The 23,672-nt window shown below is 65.8% G+C and carries 18 protein-coding genes; 6 read left to right on the top strand and 12 right to left on the bottom strand.

All coding sequences use genetic code 11. From position 1 onward, the window contains the following. Positions 1-306 precede the first annotated feature (306 nt). From IVA79_RS36635 to hpaR, 11 genes are all read right to left on the bottom strand, one after another. Positions 307-1,518, bottom strand: coding sequence for an ABC transporter substrate-binding protein (locus tag IVA79_RS36635; RefSeq protein WP_247562159.1), 1,212 nt, complete (start codon positions 1,516-1,518; stop codon positions 307-309). A 155-nt stretch (positions 1,519-1,673) separates the two neighbouring features. Then, entirely contained in the window at positions 1,674-3,197 is a 1,524-nt protein-coding gene (locus IVA79_RS36630; RefSeq protein WP_247562158.1) for an FAD-dependent oxidoreductase, read from the bottom strand. Positions 3,198-3,225: 28 nt separating this feature from the next. Beyond that, positions 3,226-3,852 (bottom strand): GTP cyclohydrolase I FolE, encoded by a 627-nt coding sequence (gene folE, locus IVA79_RS36625; protein ID WP_247562156.1) that lies wholly within the window; start codon positions 3,850-3,852, stop codon positions 3,226-3,228. 107 nt (positions 3,853-3,959) lie between these two features. Beyond that, positions 3,960-4,862 carry an alpha/beta hydrolase gene (locus tag IVA79_RS36620; RefSeq protein WP_247562152.1) on the bottom strand — a complete coding sequence of 301 codons (903 nt, stop codon included), beginning with the start codon at positions 4,860-4,862 and terminating at the stop codon, positions 3,960-3,962. A gap of 110 nt (positions 4,863-4,972) precedes the next feature. Further along, positions 4,973-5,800 carry a metal-dependent phosphohydrolase gene (locus IVA79_RS36615; protein ID WP_247562151.1) on the bottom strand — a complete coding sequence of 276 codons (828 nt, stop codon included), beginning with the start codon at positions 5,798-5,800 and terminating at the stop codon, positions 4,973-4,975. Positions 5,801-6,015: 215 nt separating this feature from the next. Beyond that, positions 6,016-6,894 (bottom strand): transglutaminase family protein, encoded by an 879-nt coding sequence (locus IVA79_RS36610; RefSeq protein WP_247562150.1) that lies wholly within the window; start codon positions 6,892-6,894, stop codon positions 6,016-6,018. Then, entirely contained in the window at positions 6,891-9,419 is a 2,529-nt protein-coding gene (locus IVA79_RS36605) for a circularly permuted type 2 ATP-grasp protein (protein ID WP_247562148.1), read from the bottom strand. The genes IVA79_RS36610 and IVA79_RS36605 overlap by 4 nt, the downstream gene beginning before the upstream one ends. Before the next feature lie 27 nt (positions 9,420-9,446). After that, a complete protein-coding gene (locus tag IVA79_RS36600) occupies positions 9,447-12,716 on the bottom strand; it encodes a transglutaminase family protein (protein ID WP_247562147.1) in 3,270 nt (1,089 codons plus the stop codon). Positions 12,717-12,882: 166 nt separating this feature from the next. Then, complete coding sequence (locus IVA79_RS36595; RefSeq protein WP_247562146.1) at positions 12,883-14,406, bottom strand: altronate dehydratase family protein; 1,524 nt, start codon at positions 14,404-14,406, stop codon at positions 12,883-12,885. 175 nt (positions 14,407-14,581) lie between these two features. Beyond that, positions 14,582-15,358 carry an aldolase/citrate lyase family protein gene (locus IVA79_RS36590; RefSeq protein WP_008549964.1) on the bottom strand — a complete coding sequence of 259 codons (777 nt, stop codon included), beginning with the start codon at positions 15,356-15,358 and terminating at the stop codon, positions 14,582-14,584. A gap of 116 nt (positions 15,359-15,474) precedes the next feature. Then, the gene (gene hpaR / locus IVA79_RS36585) at positions 15,475-16,005 is read right to left on the bottom strand and encodes a homoprotocatechuate degradation operon regulator HpaR (protein ID WP_247562145.1); all 531 of its coding nucleotides are present in this window, start codon (positions 16,003-16,005) and stop codon (positions 15,475-15,477) included. Between the two features lie 111 nt (positions 16,006-16,116). On the opposite strand from hpaR, the gene hpaH reads away from it, so the two are divergent. The 6 genes from hpaH to IVA79_RS36555 are packed head-to-tail and all read left to right on the top strand — an operon-like array spanning position 16,117 to position 22,417. Continuing rightward, the gene (gene hpaH, locus IVA79_RS36580) at positions 16,117-16,923 is read left to right on the top strand and encodes a 2-oxo-hept-4-ene-1,7-dioate hydratase (protein ID WP_247562143.1); all 807 of its coding nucleotides are present in this window, start codon (positions 16,117-16,119) and stop codon (positions 16,921-16,923) included. 30 nt (positions 16,924-16,953) lie between these two features. Beyond that, on the top strand, positions 16,954-17,352 hold the full coding sequence (locus IVA79_RS36575; protein WP_247562142.1) for a 5-carboxymethyl-2-hydroxymuconate Delta-isomerase: 399 nt from the start codon (positions 16,954-16,956) through the stop codon (positions 17,350-17,352). After that, positions 17,345-18,883: a 5-carboxymethyl-2-hydroxymuconate semialdehyde dehydrogenase gene (gene hpaE / locus IVA79_RS36570; RefSeq protein WP_247562141.1), complete on the top strand. Its 1,539-nt coding sequence runs from the start codon at positions 17,345-17,347 to the stop codon at positions 18,881-18,883. The genes IVA79_RS36575 and hpaE overlap by 8 nt, the downstream gene beginning before the upstream one ends. A 23-nt stretch (positions 18,884-18,906) precedes the next feature. Beyond that, the gene (gene hpaD / locus IVA79_RS36565; protein ID WP_247562139.1) at positions 18,907-19,890 is read left to right on the top strand and encodes a 3,4-dihydroxyphenylacetate 2,3-dioxygenase; all 984 of its coding nucleotides are present in this window, start codon (positions 18,907-18,909) and stop codon (positions 19,888-19,890) included. 3 nt (positions 19,891-19,893) lie between these two features. After that, the gene (locus IVA79_RS36560) at positions 19,894-20,763 is read left to right on the top strand and encodes a fumarylacetoacetate hydrolase family protein (RefSeq protein WP_247562138.1); all 870 of its coding nucleotides are present in this window, start codon (positions 19,894-19,896) and stop codon (positions 20,761-20,763) included. A 25-nt stretch (positions 20,764-20,788) separates the two neighbouring features. After that, a complete protein-coding gene (locus IVA79_RS36555; protein ID WP_247562136.1) occupies positions 20,789-22,417 on the top strand; it encodes a thiamine pyrophosphate-dependent enzyme in 1,629 nt (542 codons plus the stop codon). On the opposite strand, the gene IVA79_RS36550 is transcribed toward IVA79_RS36555, so the two are convergent. Further along, positions 22,395-23,633: an MFS transporter gene (locus tag IVA79_RS36550; RefSeq protein WP_247562135.1), complete on the bottom strand. Its 1,239-nt coding sequence runs from the start codon at positions 23,631-23,633 to the stop codon at positions 22,395-22,397. The two genes, IVA79_RS36555 and IVA79_RS36550, sit on opposite strands and share 23 nt — an antisense overlap. Positions 23,634-23,672 lie beyond the last annotated feature (39 nt).

Below are 23,672 nucleotides of genomic sequence, written 5' to 3'. Positions count from 1 at the left end.
CGTGCTCTCGGTCGATGCTTGCATCAGACTCTCCGATGGTTCGAGTGTGGAAACCCAAACCTATCGGAAAGAGCCCGCTCACCGCCCCATGGAATCTACGATTCCGAACTCGCGGAGAGAGCTCCCGCCCTGACGCCCTTCAGCGGTCAGTGCCGTAGCGTCGTAGGGTGGGCAAAGCGGCCGCCGTAGCTCGAAGAGCGAAGGCGGGAGCGTGCCCACGCATTCTTTGCGACGGAGAGAGGTGGTGGGCACGGCGCAAGAGCGCCTTTGCCCACCCTACGATTCCGAACTCGCGGAGAGAGCCCCTCACGTTCCCTTCAAGAGCTCGCTCGCCACCACCCAATCGTTGCCGTCGAACTGCAGCATGTAGCCGTCCTTGATCGGACGAAAATCCTGCGGCGTGGTGTTGAGGGTGATGCCGGGCATCAGCAGCGACAGCGGGACGTTCTTCAAATTCGCGGCCTGCGCCATGATGCTCTCGCGGGTCAGATTGTCCTTGCACTGCCTCAGCAGCATCACCAGCGCCTCGGCGACGGTGTAGCCGTAGAGGCCGGCGACGTTGTTGATGTCGGCGTTGGGCAGGCGCTTCTTCATCAAGTCGATATAGGCCGTCATCGCCGGGTCGTTTTTCGGCGCCTCGACGAACGGCTTGAGCGCGCCGAGCGACAGCACGCCCTTGCCGGCCTCGAGGCCCGCCGGCACCATCACGGTTGCCTTGTTGGCGCAGCCGGAGGCGAGGAAGCGCGTGGGCTGCCAGCCGACCTCATGCGCTTTCCGGATCGCCTGCGCGCATGCGCGCGGCGTCACCGAATAGATCATGAAGACGTCGGCCTTGGTGTTCGCCAGCGTCAGCACCTGGGAATCGACGGTGGGGTCGGCGACCTCGAAGCTCGAGGCCATCGCGATCGCCTTGTCGGCGTCGGGGCCGAGCGCCTCCTTGACGCCGCGTAAGTATTCCTTGCCGGCGTCGTCGTTCTGATAGAGCAGCGCGAAACGCGCATTCGGGTTCTTGGCGCGGGCATAGGCGACGTCGATCGCGGCCTCGCTGGTGTAGTTCGGCGCCCAGGGCAGCGCCATCGACCAGGGCATGTTGGCGGGATCGTTCCACTTGGAGGCCGAACTGATCAGGAAAAGCTGCGGCACCTTGTTGCTGTTGAGATATTTCGCGATCGCCGAGCTCGGCGCCGTGCCCATGGTCGCGAAGATGAAGGCGACGCCGTCGCCCTCGACCAGACGGCGCGCCGCCTCCATGGTCTTGGGCGGCGAGAACGCATCATCCAGCGAGATCAGGTTGAGCTTGCGGCCATTGACCCCGCCCTTCTCGTTGACCTCGTCGAAATAGGCCGCAATCACCCTGCCGGTGATGCTGAGCGGCGAGGCCGGGCCGCTATAGGGCATGGTGTTGCCGATCTTGATCTCGGTGTCGCTGACGCCAGGGCCGTAGGATTTTTGCGCGGCAGCTGATGTCGACAGACAGGCGGCAGCCAGTGCTGCGGCCAGGGCCAAAGCGGCTTTCATGGTTTCTCCCCAGGGATCATGACCGCGCGAGGTGGTCACGCGGCGTGCTGCTTTTTGTCAGCGCGTCAGATCAGCCGAGTTCCGCAAGATGGTCTTGCGTCGAGTTGCTGATGGCATGGCGTGCCCCACACCGCCGCTCCGACCGGAGCGCAGCGTCAGGCGTGCGACCGCTCCATCTCCAATTCGGCCTTGAGATTGTCGAGATCGCGATAAATTGAAGCGACCGCCAGCACGCGACCGCCCTTGCGGTACTTCAGCAGGCAGTCCTTTCCGGAGATACTGCCCTCGATCGCGATGTCATCGAAGGTCTCGGCGTGGCCGACATAGTTGATCGGCACGTCGTAGTGCTGGCTCCAGAAGAACGGCACCGCGTCGAAGCGCTCGCGCCTGCCGAGCATGTTGCGCGCCGCGGTTTGACCCTGCCGCTCCGCCACCACCCAATGCTCGACGCGGATGGTTTGCCGGGAATGCGGATCGGGCCAGCGCGCGATGTCGCCGGCCGCGAAGATGCCCGCGACGCTGGTCTCCAGATATTCGCTCACGCTGACGCCACGATCGGCGGCCAATCCAGCCTGCTCGGCGAGCGCGAGGCGCGGCCTGACGCCGATGCCGACGACGACCAGGTCAGCTTCGATGACCGCGCCGCTCTTCAGCGTCGCGCGCATGCCATCGAGCTTCTCCACCGTATCCTTCAAGTGGAAGATCACGCCGTTCTCTTCGTGCAATGACCGGACGAAGTCGCCCATCTCGGCGCCGAGCACCTTCTGCATCGGCCGCTCTTCCGGCGCGACCACGTGCACCTCGATCTTGCGCGCCCGCAAGGAGGCCGCGACCTCGAGGCCGATGAAGCTGGCGCCGATCACCAGCGAGCGCCTGGCACTCCCTGCGGCCTTGATGATGGCGCGGCTGTCGGCGACGGAGCGCAGGGTGTGAACATGCGGCTGGTCCGCGCCCGGGATCTGCAGCTTGACCGGCTCGGCGCCGGTCGCGAGCAGCAGCCGGTCGAATGGCAGCTTGTCGCCATTGCCCAGCGTCACACTGCGCGTCTTCGCATCGATGGCGGCGACGTCGGTGTTGAGCCTGAGATCGATGCCTGCATCCCGGTAGTAATCCTCACCGCGCAGCGGCAACCAGTCCTCCGGCGCGTTGCCTGCGAGGTAGTCCTTGGAGAGATTTGGCCGGTCGACCGGCATTGCGCCGTCATTGCTGAGCATGGTGATGGCGCCGGCAAAGCCCTCGCGCCGGAGCGTCTCGGCCGCGGAAAAGCCGGCGGCGCCGCCGCCGACGATGACGAATCTATCCGGCGTCGGCGCGCTGCGATGTGCGGCCGGCGGCGTCAGTGCCTCGCGCTTGCGCCGGACGATGATGTTGTCCCGATCGCGCGTGACCTCCCAGACCGCCAGCGCGTTCAACGCAGGCGGCCGCGTGGCTTCGCCCGTACGCAAGGAGAAGCAGGCATGATGCCAGGGGCAGCGGATGGTATCGCTCACCACCAGGCCCTCGGCGAGCGGGCCGTGATAATGGCTGCAGGCCGGCTCGATCGCAAAGACCTCGCTGCCGGCCTGCACCAGCAGGACGTCTTCCTCCCCGACGTGACCGAGCAATTTGCCGTCCTTGAACGCAGTCAGCGGCGCGCCTTTGCTCAGATCGGGTCCGCTCGGCTTTTTGTCCTCGGCCATGGCAACGCCTCCTTCATGCCTGTGCGGGTTAATCGCCCGAATTGGCGAGCCCCAGCAGTTCCTGGCGCGTCAGCGCGTTGTCGCGGAACACGCCTAGCATGCGGCTGGTGACGAGATCGGTGCCGGGCTTGTGCGCACCGCGCGTGGTCATGCAATGGTGCGTCGCCTTGATGATGACGCCGACGCCTTCGGGCTTGAGCACGTCGTTGATGGTGTTGGCGATCTGCGCGGTCATCTTTTCCTGGATCTGGAGCCGCTTCGCGTAGACGTCCACCACGCGCGCGAGCTTGGAGATGCCGACGACGCGCCCTTGCGGAATATAGGCGACCCAGGCGCGGCCGACGATCGGTGCCATGTGGTGCTCGCAATGGCTCTCGAAGCGAACGCCGCGCAGCACGATCATCTCGTCATAGCCTTCGATCTCCTCAAAGGTCTTTTGCAGGATTTCGGTCGGATCCTGCACGTATCCGGAAAAATACTCCTCGAAAGCGCGTGCAACGCGATCAGGTGTCTCGCGCAGACCGTCGCGCGCGGGATCATCGCCGGCCCAGCGGATGATGGTCCGGATCGCCTGCTCGACCTCCGCCCTGTCGGGCCGTTCGACCGGCGCCTGCGCCACCGCGACACGTTCGAGCTTACGCACCTGCGACTTCATCGAGATCCTCCCCTGCAACGAGCCGCATCCAGAAGCGGCCCCACAGCTTGGACGGCTGCAATCGGAAAAGGTTCCCGCAGATCAGGGAAATTTGGAGGGGGCGGAGCTTAGGCGGGCTGTGACGCAGCCGCCTTCCGGACGTCGATCACGGCTCGCGCCCATTCGGCCGGCCGCTCCTGCGGCAGATTATGACCGGCACCGGTGAAGACGCGGCGCTCGAACGCGCCCTCGAACTTGCGGGCATGATGGCCGGTGCCGGGATTGACGCCGTCGCTGTCGCCGTCGATCGCGATGGTCGGGACGCGGACCTGTGGCTGCGCGGCGAGCCTTGCCTCGATCGCGGCGTAGGCGGGGTCACCGTCAACCAGCGCATAGCGGTGGCGGTAGGAATGGATCACGACATCGACGAAATCGGGATTGTCGAACGCAATTGCACTGCGCTCGAACGTTGCATCGTCGAACGCCCATGTCGGCGACCACATCGACCAGAGCTGCCGCGCGAAGCCGCGGCGGTTGCGCTCCAGCGCCCGGCGGCCACGCTCGTTGTGGAACAGATATTGATACCAGAGCGCGGCCTCCTCCGGTGGCGAGGCCGGCTCCATGGCGCGGGCGATGTTCTGGATGTTGTAGGAATTGCCGGAGACGAGCCCGATCACGCGCTCCGGATAGAGCGCCGATACCACGCAGGCCGCGCGCCCGCCCCAATCATAGCCGCCGACGACCGCGCGCTCGATACGAAGCGCGTCCATGAAGGCCAAGAGATCGGCGCCGAGCGCCGCCTGCTCGCCGGAGCGCAAGGTCGACGCGAGGCGGAAACGCGTCGGCCCATAGCCGCGCAGCCAGGGCACCAGCACGCGTGCGCCCGCCTCTGCAATGATCGGCGCGGCCTCGGCGTAGGCGTTCACGTCATAGGGAAAGCCGTGCCCCAGGATGCAGGGCCAGCCATCCGGCGCGCCATATTCGCGATAGGCGATGTCGAGTGTGTCCGTGGCGACGGTGTTTTGTTGCATGGTTACTCACGGAATTGAGGTCGTAGCCCGGATGAGCGCAGCGACATCCGGGATTCCTACGACGCCTGCCCCGGATATCGCTGCGCTCATCCGGGCTACAAGAGCGCGGCCTATTTCTGCGGGCCGGACAGCGAGATGTCGCGCTCGGCGCGGAACACGTTGCTGTAGAGATTGGCAATCCATTGCCGGCCGATCTCGGTCTTGTTGAGATAGCCGATCTCGGTCTGGATGTGAGGAGCGACGCTGTTCCAGTAGAATTGTGGATAGCGGTTCACGATGTCGGCGGGCGAATCGTAGCCGAGCTGGCGATTCATGCCGACCTCTTCGAACTCGTAATAGAGCGCGTTGGCCTTGCGCAGATAGTTGGGATCGCCGAGCTGGCCGATGAAGTCGGCGGCGCGCAGGATCGAGCCTTCGGCGTCGTAGTCCTGGCCCTGCTGAGCGGGAAACCGCGTGCCCTCGATGGCGCGGGCGATGCGCTCCGGATCAAGTCCCGGAATATGCCGCAGCCGCCGCATCACGTATAATTTCGAGCGATCGACGTGATACATCATCAGGCTGGCATCCGACGCGCCCCGCGGCAGGGAGACCTTGGTGCCGGCCGCGTCGATCAGAAAGCCGTCCTCGTCATCCTCCTCGAACAGGCCTCTCACATAGCCGATATCGTGAGCGAGGCAGGCGATCAGGACGTGGACGTAATCCTCGGCCTCCAGATGCGTGTGGAGATATCGGCCGCTGAGAATGGAATGGCCCGCCAGGGTCACCAGCATCGTGTGCTCGATATTGTGATAGAGCGCATCGCTGTTGCCGATGCATTCCATCGTGGTGCGGGTCGCGCTCTCGATGATGTTCGCCGAAGCCTCGCCAAACCTGCGACGCATGAACGAGCCCAGCACCTTCTCCAGGGATTCAGCCGCCAGTCTCGGTAACGTCATCATGGATGCAGCCCCGCTTGTCGGTGGTGTCCCATGCCATCTCCCGACGTCTCATTCTTGTCCTCGACGCAAGGACCAGCATAGCCCATCTTGGGCCGGCTGACCAAATCCTTGGGAACGCGATGACGGAAATATGTTACCGTTGTGCTATGCGAGATCGCGGTTGCGGCAGCGGTCCGATACACCCTCGCGGCCGGCGACGGCGCGGCAGCCTGCTTCTACTCCACCAGCAGCACGTCGACGGCGACGCCGAGCTTCTGCTTGGGTGAGCCGACGATGATGCCGTCGACCGGCGAAACGTCGGAGAAATCGCGCCCGACCGCGAGCACGATATGGTCGTTGCCGATCAGCAGATCGTTGGTCGGATCGAAATCGACCCAGCCAAGCTCGGCCCCGCACCACAGCGACACCCAGGCATGGGTGGCATCGGCGCCTTGCAGGCGTGGCTGGCCCGGCGGCGGAATGGTGCGCAGATATCCGCTGACATAGGCCGCTGGCAGACCCAGCCCGCGCAGCCCCGCGATCATCACATGGGCAAAATCCTGGCAGACGCCGTGACGCTTGTCGAACACCTCGCCGAGCGGCGTCGAGATCACCGTCGCCTTGGGGTCGTAGCGAAACTCGGTGCGAATGCGACGCATGAGATCGACGGCGCAGGCGAGGATGCCCGCGCCGGGCGCAAAGCTCAAAGCCGCATAGGCGCTGACCGGACGCAGCACCGGCACCAGCGGACTCGCAAAGACGTAACCGACCGGCGAGGATGGCCCGAGGCTGGTCGCCTCGAAGGCGATATCGCGAACGCTTTCCCAGGGCGGACTGAGCGCATCGCGCGCCGGCGGCCGGCGCGACACCGACACACGCGAACGCGAGTTGATGCGCAGATTGCGATGCGCGGCTTCGATCACGACGCTCTCGGTCAGCGTGCCGAAGAAATCGCGCCGGACATTGCGCTCGGAAGGACGCGGCCGGATCTCGACATGATGCGAGATCAGCTCCTGGCCGGCGCCGCCTCGCGGCTCCAGCCGCAACGTGCAGCGGGCGAAGCTGACCGGGCTTTCATATTCGTAGGTGGTGACGTGACGGATGTCGTAGATCACGCCAGCCCCGTCAGCTTTTCCGGCCGGCTGGCATTGGGACCATGCGGGAAGTAGTGCTGCCCGATCGCCTCGGCGAGGCTGAGCAGATCCTGCTCCAGCGCGAACAGCGTCTTGACCTCGAGCTTCTCGGCCTCGGCGGTCGCGAGCATTGCCTGCGTCGCCACCGCGAGCCGCTGCGGCTTCTCGATCAGACCGTGCTCCTTCAGGCTCGGCAGCGCGGCGATGTGCTCGTTCAGCGTTGTCACCTGGAATGCCACCGAACGCGGATTGTAGGGATCGAGCACGGCAAGGTCGCGCACCGGCGCCAGGATCGGCGCCAGCAGATAACGTGAGCGGTAGGTGATCTGACAGTCCACCAGCGTCAGCAGGATGTCGAGATCCTCATCGCCGGCCTCGTCATAGGCGAATTGGCGCGTGAAGCGCGTGGTGTTGATGGCGCGCTCGGTGCGGCGGCCGATGTCGAGGAAACGCCAGCCGGCGGCGCGGTTCATGTTCTCCTGTGCGAGGCCGGCGAAGCTCGCAAGCTCCTGCAAGGTCAGCTCGGCCGCGCTCAGCACGCTGTCGTCGTCCTCGACTTCGTAAGCCAGCCGCTCGGCCATCTCGGTGATGACCTGCCAGGCATCGGGCGACAGCCGCTCGCGCAAGGAGGTCGCCGTGCGCTGCGCCGCGCGCACCAGCGACAGCGCCGAGCCGAAACGCGCTTCGCTCTGCAAGGCTTCGGCCACGATGCGACCCGCGGCCGCGCGCGAGGTTTGCGAGATCGCGCCCCAGGCCACCAGCAGGCGCTGGATCCGTTCGGCCGATTGCAGCGAGGCCGCGGTGCCCTTGTTGGGCCCGCTCGGCGACCCCAAAGCGCGCACCAGCCGCAGCGTCGCCTCGGCGCGTTCGAGATAGCGGCCGAGCCAGAACAGATTGTCGGCGGCGCGGCTCGGCAGCACGCCGGCGATACGGCGGATGCGCACCTTGTCGGTCGCCGGCAGCAGCGTCGCGGCGGTCGCAACCTGCTTGTCGGAGACCACCCAGACGTCGGCGGCACGGGCGCCGTCGCCCATCGACACCGCGCGGGCATCCGGCTGATCGGCGATGCGGCAGAAGCCGCCGGGCATGATGGCCCAGCCGTCGGGCGTCGCGGCGGCGAACACACGCAGCACGAAGGGGCGCGGTGTGATCTGGCCCTGCTCCCACACCGGCATGGTCGAAAGCCGCACCACCTCCTGGCCGACATAGTCCATGCCGCGCGTGGTGATGGCATCGACCAGGCGCTGGCGGTCGCTCGCATCGAGCTCGCTCGCGAGCACCGGGCCGTTCGAGTCGAAGCCGGGCACGCCGCGCCGGTAGGCGCCTTCGATCGCGACCTCATCGAGCCGCGACAGCACCTCCTCGCGCGCGACGCGCTGGCCGCACCACCAGGTCGCGATGTGCGGCATTTTCAGCTCTTCGCCGAGCAGGCGGCGGCTCAGCGCCGGCAGGAAGCCGAGCAGCGCCCGCGCCTCCAGGACGCCAGAACCCGGCATGTTGGCGACGACGACGCCGTCCTTGCGCAGCACGTCGATCAGGCCGGGGACACCGAGATGCGAGGAGGCATCGAGCTCGAGCGGATCGAGCGAGTTGGAATCGACACGGCGCAGCAGCACATCTAGCCGCTTCAGGCCGGCGACGGTGCGGATGTGGACGCGGTTGTCGCTGACGGCGAGATCGTCGCCCTCGACCAGGAGGAAGCCGAGATAGCGCGCCAGCGTCGCGTGCTCGAAATAGGTCTCGCTGAAGCTGCCGGGGGTCAGCACGCCGATGCGCGGCTCGTCGCGGTCGGCGCGCGCGCGAAGTGAGTCGCGGAAGGCCTCGAAGAACGGCGCGACGCGCGGCACGTTCATCGACTTGTAGAGATCGGAGAAGGCGCGCGAGAGCACCAGACGGTTCTCCAGCGCATAGCCCGCGCCTGACGGCGCCTGGGTGCGGTCGCCGAGCACCCACCAGCGGCCGTCGGGACCGCGGCCGACGTCGGCGGCATAGAGCGAGAGATAGCGCCCGCCCGGCGGCGGCACGCCGCAGACCGGGCGGAGATATTCGGGACTGCCGGCGATCGCGGCCGCCGGCAGCGCGCCTTCCGCAACCAGCCGACCCTCGCCATAGATGTCGGCCAGCACGCGCTCGAGCAGCTCGGCGCGCTGGGTGATGCCGGCGCACAACTGCTGCCAGTTGGCCTCGTCGATCAAGAGCGGCAGATGGCTGATCGACCAGGGCCGGTCGGCGCTGTCGCCGGGCGCGCGGTAGGTGACGCCGGCCTCGCGGAGATGGCGGTCGGCCATGCCGAATCGCCGCTCGATCTCGTCGGGCGCGAGCGCGCCGAAGGCATCGAAGAAGCGGCTCCAGACCGGGCGCGGGGCGCCGTCTGGCCCCAGGAACTCGTCGGGAATGCCGGGCAGGCGGCTATAGTCGCGGACCCACTGCGCGAGGCGGCGCTGGCCTTCACGCTGGCCTTGCGTTCTACCCGCCTTGTCGTCCTGTTCGGCCGCGCCCTCGCCCATGCGCCTCTCCCTGCCCCACCATCATACTCATTGCAGGAGCGGGGTCCGCAAGTCGAGGGTCAGCGGAAACTCATTTGTGCGTTCCTCGGGCGGCGGCTGGACCGGTCCCGGCGTATGGCCGTGGTCCTGGAAGCGCGCCAGCCGCCGCGCCTCGGCCTCATAGGTGTTGACCGGCTTGGTGTCGTAGCTGCGGCCGCCCGGATGGGCGACGTGATAGACGCAGCCGCCGAGCGAGCGGCCGTTCCAGCTGTCGATCAGGTCGAAGGTCAGCGGCGCGTGGACGGGAATGGTCGGGTGCAGGCCGGAGGCCGGCTGCCAGGCCTTGAAGCGGACGCCGGCCACGGCTTCAGTCGAGCGGCCGGTCGAGGTCATCGGCAGGCGGCGGCCATTGCAGGTGACGATATGGCGGCCCTCGACGAAGCCTTCGGCCTTGACCTGGAGCCGCTCGACCGATGAATCGACATAGCGAACGGTGCCGCCGGCCGAGCCCTCTTCGCCGAGCACATGCCAGGGCTCCAGCGCCTGGCGCAATTCCAGCGTCACGCCGCCATGATGGACCCGGCCGAACGCAGGGAAGCGGAATTCAAGCTGGGCCAGATACCATTCCGGCTCGAACGGGTAGCCGAACTGCTTCAGCTCGGTGAGCACCTCCAGAAAGTCTTCCCAGATGAAATGCGGCAGCATGTAGCGGTCGTGCAGCGCGGTGCCCCAGCGCACGAACTTGCCTTGTTGCGGCTCGCGCCACATCTTCGCGATCAGCGCGCGGATCAACAGCTGCTGGGCCAGCGACATGCGCGGATCCGGCGGCATTTCGAGCGCGCGGAACTCGACGAGGCCGAGCCGGCCGGTCGATCCCTCCGGCGAATACAGCTTGTCGATGCAGATCTCGGCGCGGTGGGTGTTGCCGGTGATGTCGACGAGCAGATGCCGGAACAGCCGGTCCACCAGCCACAGCGGGGTCTGGGTGCCCGGTGGCGGCACGTGCGAGAGCGCGATCTCGAGCTCGTAGATGCTGTCGTGGCGGGCTTCGTCGATGCGCGGCGCCTGGCTGGTCGGGCCGATGAACAACCCGGAGAAGAAATAGGACAGCGAGGGATGCCGCTGCCAGTATAGCACCAGGCTCCTGAGCAGATCGGGCCGGCGCAGGAACGGCGAGTCCTGCGGCGAGGAACCGCCGACCACGACGTGGTTGCCGCCGCCGGTGCCGGTGTGGCGGCCGTCGACCAGGAAGCGGTTGGCGCCGAGACGCACCTTGCCGGCATCCTCATAGAGGCCGGAGGTGATCTCGACCGCCTCGCGCCAGCTCCTGGCCGGCTGGATGTTGATCTCGATGACACCGGGGTCCGGCGTCACCTTGATGACTTCGATGCGCGGATCGAACGGCGGCGGATAGCCCTCGACATGGACGGGGAGCTGCATCTCCTCGGCGGTGGCTTCGAGCACGGCGACCAGTTCGAGATAATCCTCGATGCGCTCGACCGGCGGCATGAAGGCGCAGATGACGCCATCGCGGATCTCGATCGACATCGCGGTGCGCACCGGGACGGAGGTGTTGAGGTTTTCAGGCGCGGCCCGCGGCGGCGCTTCCGGACGCGCGGCGAGCGTGAACACCGGCAGCTTGTCCCGAGCCTCCATCGGGTCCTGTTCGACGATGTAGGGATATTGGTTGGGCGGGACGTAGCCGAGCGAGCCGATCGGCAAGCGCAAACCGAGCGGCGAATCGCCCGGCATCAGGAACAGATGATTGCGCCGGAGCTGCCAGCGCTCGCTGCGCCAGCGCGGCGGCGCGTTCCAGCGCTGCACCGGCAGCACGAAGCCGCGCGGCGTATTGAGGCCCTCGTCGAACACGCGCGCCATCCGCGCGCGGGCTTCCGGATCGGACAATTTGGAGTCGGAGGGATCGACGTTGACGGGAAGCTCGGCCTCCTTCTGGAGCCAGTACGCGGTGTCCTCATAGGCCGGCATGATGTAACCGGGATCGAGCCCGAGCCGGGCCGCCGTGCCTTCCATGAAGCTCTCGGCGTCCTTCACCCCGGCGCGGCGCGGATTTTCGATCTTCGCGATGAGGCCGGCGTTCTTCCAGATTGGCACGCCGTCCTTGCGCCAGTACAGGCCGAAGGCCCAGCGCGGCAGGCTCTCGCCCGGATACCATTTGCCCTGGCCGTAATGCAGCAGACCGCCGGGCGCGAAACGCGTGCGCAGGCGGCGGATCAGATCGTCGCCAAGCGCGCGCTTGGTCGGCCCGACGGCTTCCGTATTCCACTCCGCCGCTTCGAGATCGTCGACCGAGACGAAGGTGGGCTCGCCGCCCATGGTGAGCCGGACGTCCTGCGCGGCGAGATCGCCGTCGACCTGCTCGCCGAGATCGTTGAGGCGCGCCCAGGATTCATCTGAGAACGGTTTTGTGATGCGCGGCGCCTCGCGGATGCGGCGGACGCTCATGTCGAAGGCGAACTCGACCTCGGCAAAGCCGGCGCCGCCGGAGATCGGCGCGGCCGAGCGATAATGCGGCGTGGCGGCGACCGGGATATGCCCCTCGCCCGCGAGCATGCCGGAGGTCGCATCGAACCCGATCCACCCCGCGCCAGGCAGATAGACCTCGGCCCAGGCGTGCAAATCGGTGAAATCGTTCTCGACCTCAGGCGGCCCCTCGATCGGATCGATGTCGGGACGGATCTGGACCAGGTAGCCCGAGACGAAGCGCGCGGCGAGCCCAAGATGACGCAGCGTCTGGATCAGGAGCCAGGCGGAGTCGCGGCACGATCCGGCGCCGGAGGTGAGCGTCTCCTCCGGCGTCTGCACGCCGGGCTCCATGCGGATGATATAACGGACGTGCTTCTGGAGCTCGCGATTGAGATCGACCAGGAAATTGACGGTGTTCGGGGCTTCATGCGGGATCGTGTCGAGAAATTTCGCGAACAGGCGATCGGGCTTGATGGTCTCGAGATAAGGCGCGAGCTCCGTCTTCAGGTCTTTCGGGTATTCGAACGGAAAGCTGTCGGCGTAGGGCTCGACGAAGAAGTCGAACGGGTTGACCACCGTCATCTGCGCCGTGAAGTCGACCTCGATCTTCAATTCGGTCGTCTTCTCCGGGAAGACGTAGCGCGCCAGCCAGTTCCCTTGCGGATCCTGCTGCCAGTTCACGAAATGGTTGGATGGCGTGACCTTGAGCGAATAGCTCAGGACCGGCGTGCGCGTATGCGGCGCCGGCCGCAGCCGGATGGTCTGCGGTCCCAGGTCGATCGGACGGTCGTATTTGTAGTGCGTGACGTGATGCAATGCGACGTAGATCGACACGGTGTGCGGTGCTCCAGCAGCTTTTTTGAGCAGAACACCTGATGTGGGTGCGATCAAGCACTAACAACGGGCAGAGGTGCCTACGGCACGGGCGAGTGGTGAGTAACGAATGGCGAATGGCGTGACGGCGCCCTGTTCGCCACTCCCTACTCGCCATTCGCCTCTCTCACATCGTCGCGCCGAGCACCCAGGGCGCGAACTCGGCGCCGCCGAAATCGAAGCTCTCGCTCTTGGTCGGCTGCCCCGAGGCGGTCTTGAGGATGAGATCGAAGATGCGCTGGCCGCATTGCTCGACGCTCTCCTCGCCTTCGAGAATGGTGCCGCAATTGACGTCCATGTCCTCTTCCATACGCTTGTACATCGGCGTGTTGGTGGCGAGCTTGATCGAGGGCGCCGGCTTGCAGCCGAACACGCTGCCGCGGCCCGTGGTGAAGCAAACGAGATTGGCGCCGCCCGCCACCTGGCCAGTCGCAGCCACAGGGTCGTAGCCGGGCGTGTCCATGAAGACAAAACCCTTCTTGGTGATGGGCTCGGCGTAGCGCAGCACCTCGACGAGATTGGTGGTGCCGGCCTTCGCCATCGCGCCGAGCGACTTCTCCAGAATCGTGGTGAGACCGCCGGCTTTGTTGCCGGGGCTCGGATTGGCGTTCATCTCGGCGCCTTCACGCGTCGTGTATTCGTCCCACCAGCGCATCAGGTCGACCAGCTTCTCGCCGACCTCGCGGCTGACGGCACGGCGCGTCAACAGATGCTCGGCGCCGTAGGTCTCCGGCGTCTCCGACAGGATCACGGTGCCGCCGTGGCGCACGATGAGATCGCTGGCGGCGCCCAGCGCGGGATTGGCGGATACGCCGGAATAGCCGTCCGAACCGCCGCATTGCAGCGCCACGGTGAGCTCGCTCGCCGGCACCGTCTCGCGCTTGACCTTGTTGGCATCAGTCAGCGCCTCGCGCACGAAGGCGATGCCGGCTTCCACCGTCTTGCGGGTGCCGCCGACCTCCTGGATGTCCATCGCGCGCAGGCGGCCGGCGAGCTTCTGCTCTTCCATCAGGCCGCCGATCTGGTTCACCTCGCAGCCGAGGCCAAGCACGATGACGTGCGAGAAATTGACGTGCCGCGCATAGCCGCCGAGCGTGCGGCGGAGCAGCGCCAGCGGCTCGTTCTGCGTCATGCCGCAGCCGGTCTTGTGGGTCAGCGCGACGACGCCGTCGACATTGGGAAAGTCGGCCAGCGGATTGTCGCCGGTGAACGGATTCTTCTTGAAGACGTCGGCGACGAGGCTTGCGACATGCGCGCTGCAATTCACTGAGGTCAGGATGCCGATATAGTTGCGCGTGGCGACGCGGCCGTCCGGCCGGCGGATGCCTTCGAAGGTCGCCGGCAGGTCGAAATTCGGCGTCGGCTTGACGTCGGCGCAATAGGCGTAGTCCTTGGCGAAATCGCCCATGCCGCAATTCTGTACGTGCACGTGCTGGCCTGGCGCGATTGGCTGCGTGGCAAAGCCGATGATCTGGCCGTAGCGCTTGACCGGCTCGCCCAATGCGATCGGCTTGATCGCGACCTTGTGGCCGGAGGGAATGCGCTCGACCGTCGTCACGCCCTCGGCGACCACCGTCCCCGGCGGCAGGCTGGCGCGCGCGATCAGCACGCCATCATCAGGATGCAGGCGGATGACGGGGCTGATGGTCATGGCGGGTCTCCTTGGGTCTTGAAAGTATCGTGCCCCGGACGCTGCGCAGCGCGATAGCGGTGCGCTGCAGATCCGGGGCCCAGCTTGTTAGGTCATGCGCTTCGCTAGCTTCTCGGTCCCGGCTTTGCGAAGCAGCGCTACGCGCTGCATCGCGTCCGGGACAGGACAGGTTAGCTTACGCCTTCCCGCCCGAATCCTTGCGGGTCGCATTGACCTGCATCTTGGCGTAGGTCGTCATCAGGCCGACCTCGTTCGACAGCGTCACCAGCTTGAAGCCCATGTTGATGGCGCGCGCTGCGCCTTCGGCGCCGCTGCAATGGATGCCCGGGTTGAGGCCGCGCTTGCCGCACTCCTTGATGATCTTCTCGTAGATCGCGAGGATCTCGGGCTCGCTGCGGTCGAGCTTGGGTTCGAGGCCGTAGGAGAAGCCGAGATCGGACGGGCCGATATAGACGCCGTCGATGCCCTCGACGTCGAGGATCGCTTCCATGTTCTCGACTGCGGTCTTGGTCTCCATCATCGGCAGCAGGATGGTGTCGGCATTCGCGGTCTTCTGATAGGAGCCCGCGGTGCCGTACATGCCGGCGCGGATCGGGCCGTTGGAGCGCACGCCCTGCGGCGGATATTTCGAATAGGAGACCAGGTTCCTGGCTTCCTGCGGCGTGTTGACCATCGGGCAGATCACGCCATAGGCGCCGCCGTCGAGCACCTTGCCGATGATGCCGGGCTCGTTCCAGGGCACGCGGACCATCGGGGTGACCGGATGCTTGTCCATCGCCTGGAAGCACTGGACCATCGACAGATAATCCTGCACGCCGTGCTGCATGTCGACGGTGACGCTGTCGAAGCCGCATTGCGCGATCATCTCGGCCGAGAAGCCGGAGGGAATAGCGAGCCACGCGTTGACCACGGCCTTGCCCGACTTCCAGATCTCTTTAACTTTGTTCGCCACGTTGCCTTTCCTTCCCTGTTGCTCTCATTCGCCGCGGATCGGGTTGGGCCGCACTTTGAGCGAAAAAAACCGTGAATGTCCATGGCTCTCGGCCGCGCACCCGCGCATATCTGGGTTCACTCCTCGGCACTTGCCTCCTCGCCTGTACCCAGCCCTGCGAGACTCTGTTCGAGCGCACCTAACATGTCCTGCAATTCGGCGAGCTTGCGCGCGCCAAAGCGCCGCGTGATCTCGGCATAGATCGCCTCCGAATTCGGCGCCACCGAGGCCATCAGCTTCACCCCCTCTTTCGAGATCGAGACCATGCTGCGGCGCTGGTCCGCTTTCGCGATCCTGCGCTCGATCAGATTGCGCGCCTCGAGGTCGCGCAGGATGCGCGACAGGCTCGGCCCGAGCAGGAACGCGGTGCGCGCGAGTTCCGTGACCTCGACCGCTTCGATCGCCGCCAGCGCGCGCAGGATGCGCCATTGCTGCTCGGTCAAGCCGTGCTCGCGCAGCGAGGGACGGAACTGCCGCATCACCGCTTCCCGTGCCCGCAGCAGCGACATCGGCAGCGAGCGCGAGAAATCGCGCATCGGCACCTGTCTTGCTGCAGATCCTGCGGCAGGCGCGCCTCCGTTGGCGGGATCAGCAGATTTCTTCGTCATGACGCCCTTTCAAGCCGCAAAACGTTTGCAGTGCAGCAAGCCGAAATTGTGTTTGACGCATTCACTTAACTTGTTAAGTATTTCTTGGCACCCCAATTTGTAAGATCGCAAATGGCGCTTTCCAACGACGATATCCAAGCTTGCGCGAGGCGTCTGCACCAGGCGGAGAAGACCCGCACCCAGATTCGCCAGCTCTCGCAGGATTTCCCTGACATCACCATCGCCGATGCCTACGCGATTCAGAAGGCCTGGGTCGACGTCAAGATCGCCGAGGGGCGCATCGTCAAAGGCCACAAGATCGGCCTGACTTCGAAGGCGATGCAGAGTGCGCTCAATATCGATGAGCCGGATTCCGGCGTGCTGCTCGACGACATGTTCTTCGCCGATGGCGGGATCGTGCCGACCGAGCGCTTCATCGCGACGCGCGTCGAAGCCGAGCTCGCCTTCGTCATGAGCAAGCGCCTGTCAGGACCCAACTGCACGCTGTTCGACGTGCTCAACGCCACCGACTTCGTCGTGCCGGCGCTGGAGATTTTGGACACACGGATCGAACGCGTCGATCCCAGCACCAAGGCGACCCGGAAGATCTTCGACACCATCGCCGACAATGCAGCGAACGCCGGCATCGTGCTCGGCGGGCGGCCGATCCGACCGCTGGACGCCGATCTGCGCTGGATCGGCGCGCTCTGCTTCAGGAACGGCCAGCTTGAGGAGACCGGCCTTGCCGCCGGCGTGCTCAATCATCCCGCCACTGCCGTCGCCTGGCTTGCCAACAAGATCGCGCCACTTGGGCTAGCGCTGGAGCCCGGTCAGGTCGTGCTCGCGGGCTCCTTCATCCGCCCGATCGAGACCCGCAAGGGCGACACAATTCAGGCCGATTATGGCGCCTACGGCTCGGTCAGCTGCTACTTCGCTTAGGCGAACAAGAAGACAGGGAGTGAAACCGCGATGCCGCATTTCACGATCGAATATTCGGCCAATCTGGACGGTCGTCTCGATATGAAGCTGGTGTGCGAAGTCGTGCGCAAGGCGGCGATCGAAACCGACATCTTCCCGCTCGGCGGCATTCGCGTTCGCGCCATCCGCTGCGAGCATTATGCGATCGCGGACGCGCGGCAGGACTACGGTTTCCTCGACATGGTGCTGCGCATCGGCGAGGGCCGCGATCTCACGACGCGCCAGAAGGCCGGCGAGCATGTCTTCCAGGCACTTTCAAAGCATCTCGATCCCGTCTTCGCTGCCGGCAAGTTCGCTTTGTCGTTCGACATGCAGATCAACGACAAGGACACGAGCTGGAAGCGGAACAACATCCACGACGCTCTGAAAGCGGAAGCCGCAAATGGATAAGCCCACCCCGAAAGCCGATGTGTTCCAGGCCAATCGCGACCGCGTCGCGCCGCTCTTAAAGAAGCTGCGCATCGATGGCATCGGTCACATGATCGACGGCAAGACCGTTGCCTCGATCTCGAGCGAGACGTTCGAGACCAAGTCGCCTGTCGATGGCGCTGTGCTCGCCAGCGTCGCGCGCGGCACCGCCGAAGACATCGACCGCGCCGCAACGGCCGCTGCGCTTGCCTTTAAATCCTGGCGCGACATGGCCCCGGCGATGCGGAAGAAGCTGCTGCATCGCGTGGCCGACGCCATCGAGGACAATGCCGAGGACATCGCGGTGCTCGAATGCATCGACACCGGGCAGGCCTATCGCTTCATGGCCAAGGCCGCGATCCGTGCCGCCGAGAATTTCCGCTTCTTTGCCGACAAATGCGCGGAGGCCCGCGACGGCCTCAATACGCCGAGCGACGAGCACTGGAATATCTCGACGCGGGTGCCGATCGGCCCCGTCGGCGTGATCACGCCGTGGAACACGCCGTTCATGCTCTCGACCTGGAAGATCGCTCCCGCCCTCGCCGCCGGCTGCACCGTCGTGCACAAGCCGGCCGAATGGTCGCCGGTGACCGCGGATATCCTGTCGAAGCTGGCCAAGCAGGCCGGCATTCCCGACGGCGTGCTCAACACTGTCCACGGCTTCGGCGAGGAGGCCGGCAAGGCACTGACCGAGCATCCCGCGATCAAGGCAATCGGATTCGTCGGCGAGAGCGCGACCGGCTCGGCCATCATGAAACAGGGCGCGCCGACCTTGAAGCGCGTGCATTTCGAGCTCGGCGGCAAGAACCCGGTGATCGTGTTCGACGACGCCGATCTCGACCGCGCGCTCGATGCCGTCGTGTTCATGATCTACTCGCTCAACGGCGAGCGCTGCACATCATCGAGCCGCCTTTTGGTTCAGGCCAGCATTGCCGACAAGTTCACGGAGAAGCTCACCGCGCGCGTGAAGGCGCTCAGGATCGGCCATCCCCTCGATCCCGCCACCGAGATCGGGCCGTTGATCCACGAGCGGCATCTGGCGAAGGTCTGCTCCTATTTCGACGTCGCGCGCCAGGACGGCGCGACGATCGCGGTCGGCGGCAAGGCGCATGACGGCCCGGGCGGCGGACATTATGTCGAGCCCACGCTGGTCACCGGCGCGCACGGCAAGATGCGCATTGCGCAGGAGGAGGTGTTCGGCCCCTTCCTCACCGTGCTGCCGTTCAAGGACGAGGCCGATGCGATCGAGATCGCCAACGACATCCGCTATGGCCTGACCGGCTATGTCTGGACCAACGATGTCGGCCGCGCGCTGCGCGTTGCGGACGCGCTGGAGGCCGGCATGATCTGGCTGAACTCGGAGAACGTCCGCCATCTGCCGACGCCGTTCGGCGGCATGAAGGCGAGCGGCATCGGCCGCGATGGCGGCGATTATTCGTTCGACTTCTACATGGAAACCAAGCACGTCTCGCTGGCGCGGGGCACGAACAAGATTCAGAAGCTGGGAATCTGATCGTTTTTCCGGGGAAAACGCCAATGCCCGTACCGCAGCATATCTTCGAGCCGCCGTTCAACATCATCCGTTCCAGCCACGTCGTGCTCGACGTGACCGATTTGAAGCTGAGCCGCGAGTTCTACGAGACCATCGTCGGCCTGCATGTCGAGGATGCCGACGACAAGATCGTGTACTTGCGCGCCGCCGAGGAGCACCAGCATCACTCGCTGGTGCTGCGGAAAGCGGCCGCGCCGGCCTGCGCGCGGCTGGGCTTCAAGGTCGGCAACGACGGGGATCTCGACAAGGCCGCCGCGTTCCTCTCCGAGAACGGTCTCGCTTACGCCTTCGTCGATCAGCCGTTCCAGGGCCGCACCCTGCAATTCACCGACCCCTTCGGCTTCCAGATCGAGCTGTACGCATCGATGGATCGCCGGCCGCACCTGCTCCGCCGTTACGACCTCTATCGGGGCTGCCATCCGCAGCGGCTCGATCATTTCAACGTCTTCGCCGCCGAGGTGCAGGACACCGTGGAGTTCTACGCCCGACTCGGTTTTCGCCTCACCGAATATGCCGAGGAGGACGGACCGAACGGGCGCATCGCTGCCGCCTGGATGCATCGCAAGGGCAATGTCCACGACTTCGCGATCACCAATGGCAAGGGCCCGCGGCTGCACCATTTCGCCTATTGGACGCCGACGGCGATGAACATCATCCATCTCTGCGACGTCATGGCTTCGCAAGGCTTCGTCAAGAACATCGAGCGCGGCCCCGGACGCCACGGCATCTCGAATGCGTTCTTTCTCTATGTCCGCGACCCCGACGGACACCGGCTCGAACTCTACACCAGCGACTACTTCACCGGGGATCACGACCACGAGCCGCTGCGCTGGTCGCTGCGCGATCCGCGCCGCCAGACGCTGTGGGGTGCCCCTGCCCCGCGCTCCTGGTTCGAGCAGGGCTCGCCGTTCACCGGCCAAGCCGTGCGTGAGCCGAAGTTCGTGGCCGACGTGCTGGTGGCGGATTGAGCGATGAAGCTCCCTCGCCTCGCCACCTATGCCGTCAAGGGTGATGTCAGCTACGGCGCCGTCCTAGAGAGGGGCATCGTCGATCTCTCCAAGCGCTATGCGAAGGATTATCCAACGCTGCGGGAAGTGATCACAGCCGGCAAGCTCGTGAGCCTCGCGGAAGAAGCCGCCAGCCGCACGCCGGATCACGCGCTCAGTGACATCACCTGGCTGCCGCCGGTGCCGGCCCCGGAGAAGATCATCTGCATCGGCGTCAACTATCCCGACCGTAATGCCGAGTACAGGGATGGCCAGGACGCGCCGAAATATCCGAGCATGTTCATGCGCTCACCCCGCTCCTTCGTCGGCCACGACACGCCGCTGGTGCGCCCGCGTGCGTCAAGCCAGCTCGACTATGAGGGCGAGATCGTGCTGGTGATCGGCAAGCAGGGCCGGCACATTCCGGAGGGCGCAGCGCTCGATCACATCGCCGCGCTCACGCTCTGCAACGAAGGCTCGGTGCGCGATTGGCTGCGCCACGCCAAGTTCAACGTGACGCAGGGCAAGAACTTCGATTCCAGCGGCAGCCTCGGTCCATGGCTGGTGCCCTACATGCGGGAATCGCAGATCGCGGACGTCAGGCTCACCACGCATGTCAACGGCGAGCTCAGGCAGGACGATCGCACCAGCCGGTTGATGTTTCCGTTCCGCTATCTCATCAACTATATCTCCACCTTCGCAACCCTCGTCCCCGGCGATATCATCGTCACGGGCACGCCGACCGGCGCCGGTGCCAGGTTCGATCCGCCGCGTTACCTGAAGCCCGGCGACGTCGTCGAGGTCGAGGCCGAGGGCATTGGGCTCTTGCGCAACGGTGTCGTCGACGAAGCCTGACCAACAAGCGAAGTGGAATAGCCAAATGACCACCCTCACCGGCGGCGAAGCGATCGTAAGCGGCCTGGTCGCCCACGGGGTCGACACCGTGTTCGGCCTGCCCGGCGCGCAAGTCTATGGCCTGTTCGATGCCTTCCACCAGGCCCAGCTCAAGGTGATCGGCGCGCGGCACGAGCAGGCCTGCGGCTACATGGCGTTCGGCTATGCGCGCTCCAGCGGCAGGCCCGGCGTGTTCAGCGTGGTGCCCGGACCGGGCGTGCTCAATGCCAGCGCCGCGCTGCTCACCGCGTTCGGCTGCAACGAGCCGGTGCTGTGCGTCACCGGCCAGGTGCCGACGCCGTTTCTCGGCAAGGGCCGCGGCCATCTGCACGAGATGCCGGACCAGCTCGCGACCTTGCGCACCTATGTGAAATGGGCCGACCGGATCGAATATCCCGGCAACGCGCCGACGGTCGTGGCGCGCGCGTTCCAGGAGATGATGTCGGGCCGGCGCGGCCCCGCCTCGGTCGAGATGCCCTGGGACGTCTTCACCCAGCGCGCCGACACCGCCGCGGCGCAGGTGCTGGAGCGCTTGCCCGCGCCGCAACCCGATCCCGATCTCGTGAAGCAGGCGGCGGCGCTGATCAAGACCAGCAAGGCGCCGATGATCTTCGTCGGCAGTGGCGCGATCGAGGCCGGCGAGAAGATCCTCGAACTCGCCGAGATGATCGATGCGCCCGTGGTCGCCTTCCGCAGCGGCCGCGGCATCGTCTCCAACGCGCACGAGCTCGGCCTGACCATGGCCGCCGCCTACAAGCTGTGGCCGAACACCGATTTGATGATCGCCATCGGCACGCGCGCCGAGCTGCCCGCATCCGGCTTCCGCTGGCCCTATCAACCGAGCGGCCTGAAATCCATTCGCATCGACATCGATCCGGCCGAGATGCGCAGGGTCGTCGTCGATGCAGGCATCGTTGCGGATGCCAAGGCCGGAACGGCCGATCTCGTCGCGGCCGTGAAGAAGGCCGGCTATGCGAAGAGCCATGGCCGGCGCGGAGATATCCGCGAGGCCGCCGCGACGGCGCAAGCGGAGATCCAACGCATCCAGCCGCAGATGGCCTATCTCAACATCCTGCGCGAGGTGCTGCCGGCGAACGCCATCGTCACCGATGAATTGTCGCAGTTCGGCTTCGCCTCCTGGTACGGCTTTCCGATTTACCAACCGCGCACCTTCATCACCTCGGGCTACCAGGGTACGCTCGGCTCGGGCTTTCCAACCGCGCTCGGGGCCAAGGTCGCCAACCCTGATAAGCCCGTGGTGGCGATCACCGGCGACGGCGGCTTCATGTTCGGCGTGCAGGAGCTTGCTACCGCCGTGCAGTTCAACATCGGCGTGGTGACGCTGGTGTTCAACAACAACGCCTACGGCAACGTCCGGCGCGACCAGCGCGAACGCTTTGACGGCCGTGTCGTGGCGTCCGATCTCGTCAATCCTGATTTCGTCAAGCTCGCGGAATCGTTCGGGGTGGCTGCGGCGCGCGTGACCGCTCCGGACCAGTTCAAGGCGGCGATGGAAAAGGCGCTCGCGCATGGCGGGCCGTATCTGATCTCGGTCGAGGTGACCAGGGACTCGGAAGTAAGCCCGTGGGCGTTCATCCACCCGCCGAAGCCCTGACGTGAGCATCGCCCTGTAGCCGCGCCGCCGCGATCACCAGCAGGCCCGCACCTGCCACCGACCAGCAAGCGACCGGGGCCCAATGCAGCAGCGGTGCGTATTCGGGCATCTTCTGCAGACCGCCGGCGACCGCCGCCATGCGCGCGAAGGTGCCGAGCGCGAGTGCCGAGAAAACGAGGCCGGTGACCTTGCCTTCCGCGCCGGTCGAACCGATCGCGAGCGCAGCCGAGATCGCGCTCATCAGCATGCAGCCCCACGCGGCGCCGGCAAGAAACTGCGCCACGATCAGCGTGTTGAGGCTGCCGGCAAGCTCCGCCGCCGCGATCGCGACCGCGCCGAGCAATCCGGCGGCGCCCATGACGATCAGGCCGCCGCGATGCTTCACGACGAGGCTCGCCGGAAACATCGCGATGTTGAAGCCGATCCAGAACACCGGCATCAGCCATGGCAATTCATCGGGGCCGGCGAACCGCAAGTAGGATGGCGTGCTATTCATGGCAAAGTGCAACTGGTAGCCGAGTGCGAGCGCGACCATCGCGACGATGAAGGCGATCGGAACGAGACCGAGCGGTTTTGCCGGCTCGGCTGGCGGCGGCGAGGTCTCGCGCGCCTCGGCATGCTCGATCCGCGACAGGCCGAGCGCCGTCAGCAGCAGCACGACGCTGGAGATCACGAACGGCAAGCGCGCATCGTGCTCGCGCAGCACGACGCCGAGATAGGGCGAGACCGCGCCCGCGACGCCGTAGCCGAGCATCGCCAGCGCCGCGAGGAATGGCACCTGCGGCTTGGCGCGATACTTGCCGAGCAAGGTCAGCGGCGGCGCGCGCAGCGCGGAGGACGTGACCGACCAGACCACGATCAGTGCGATGAACCAGCCCTGCGCGGCCGCACCGGCTCCGGCGACGAAGGGCAGCGCCACGAACGCGGCGCAGGAGATCGCGGTGACGAACCCGACGTACAGGCCGAGCCTGCCGACATAAGGCGTGAGCTTGTCGGCGGCGATGCCCATTGCGGTGTCGGCAATGGTGAAGATCGCCTGATCCAGCATCAGGATGAGGATGACGGCTGATGGCGCGATGCCGACCTCGGCGGCGAGTTTCGGCAGGTAGATGACGTAGGTGGTCCAGCCCAGCGTGAACACCAGTTGCAGCACAGCGAGATAAAGGCCCGTGCGGTTGGCCGTCCTATTGTCGGCCGAGAGCTGTGTGGTCGTCATGTCGTCGCCTCCCCCGCCACGAGCTTAGACGAGCGCGGG

The sequence above is a fragment of the Bradyrhizobium sp. 138 genome, from assembly GCF_023074075.1.
Taxonomy (GTDB): Bacteria; Pseudomonadota; Alphaproteobacteria; order Rhizobiales; family Xanthobacteraceae; genus Bradyrhizobium.
This window is presented reverse-complemented; position numbering and strand designations above follow the sequence as displayed.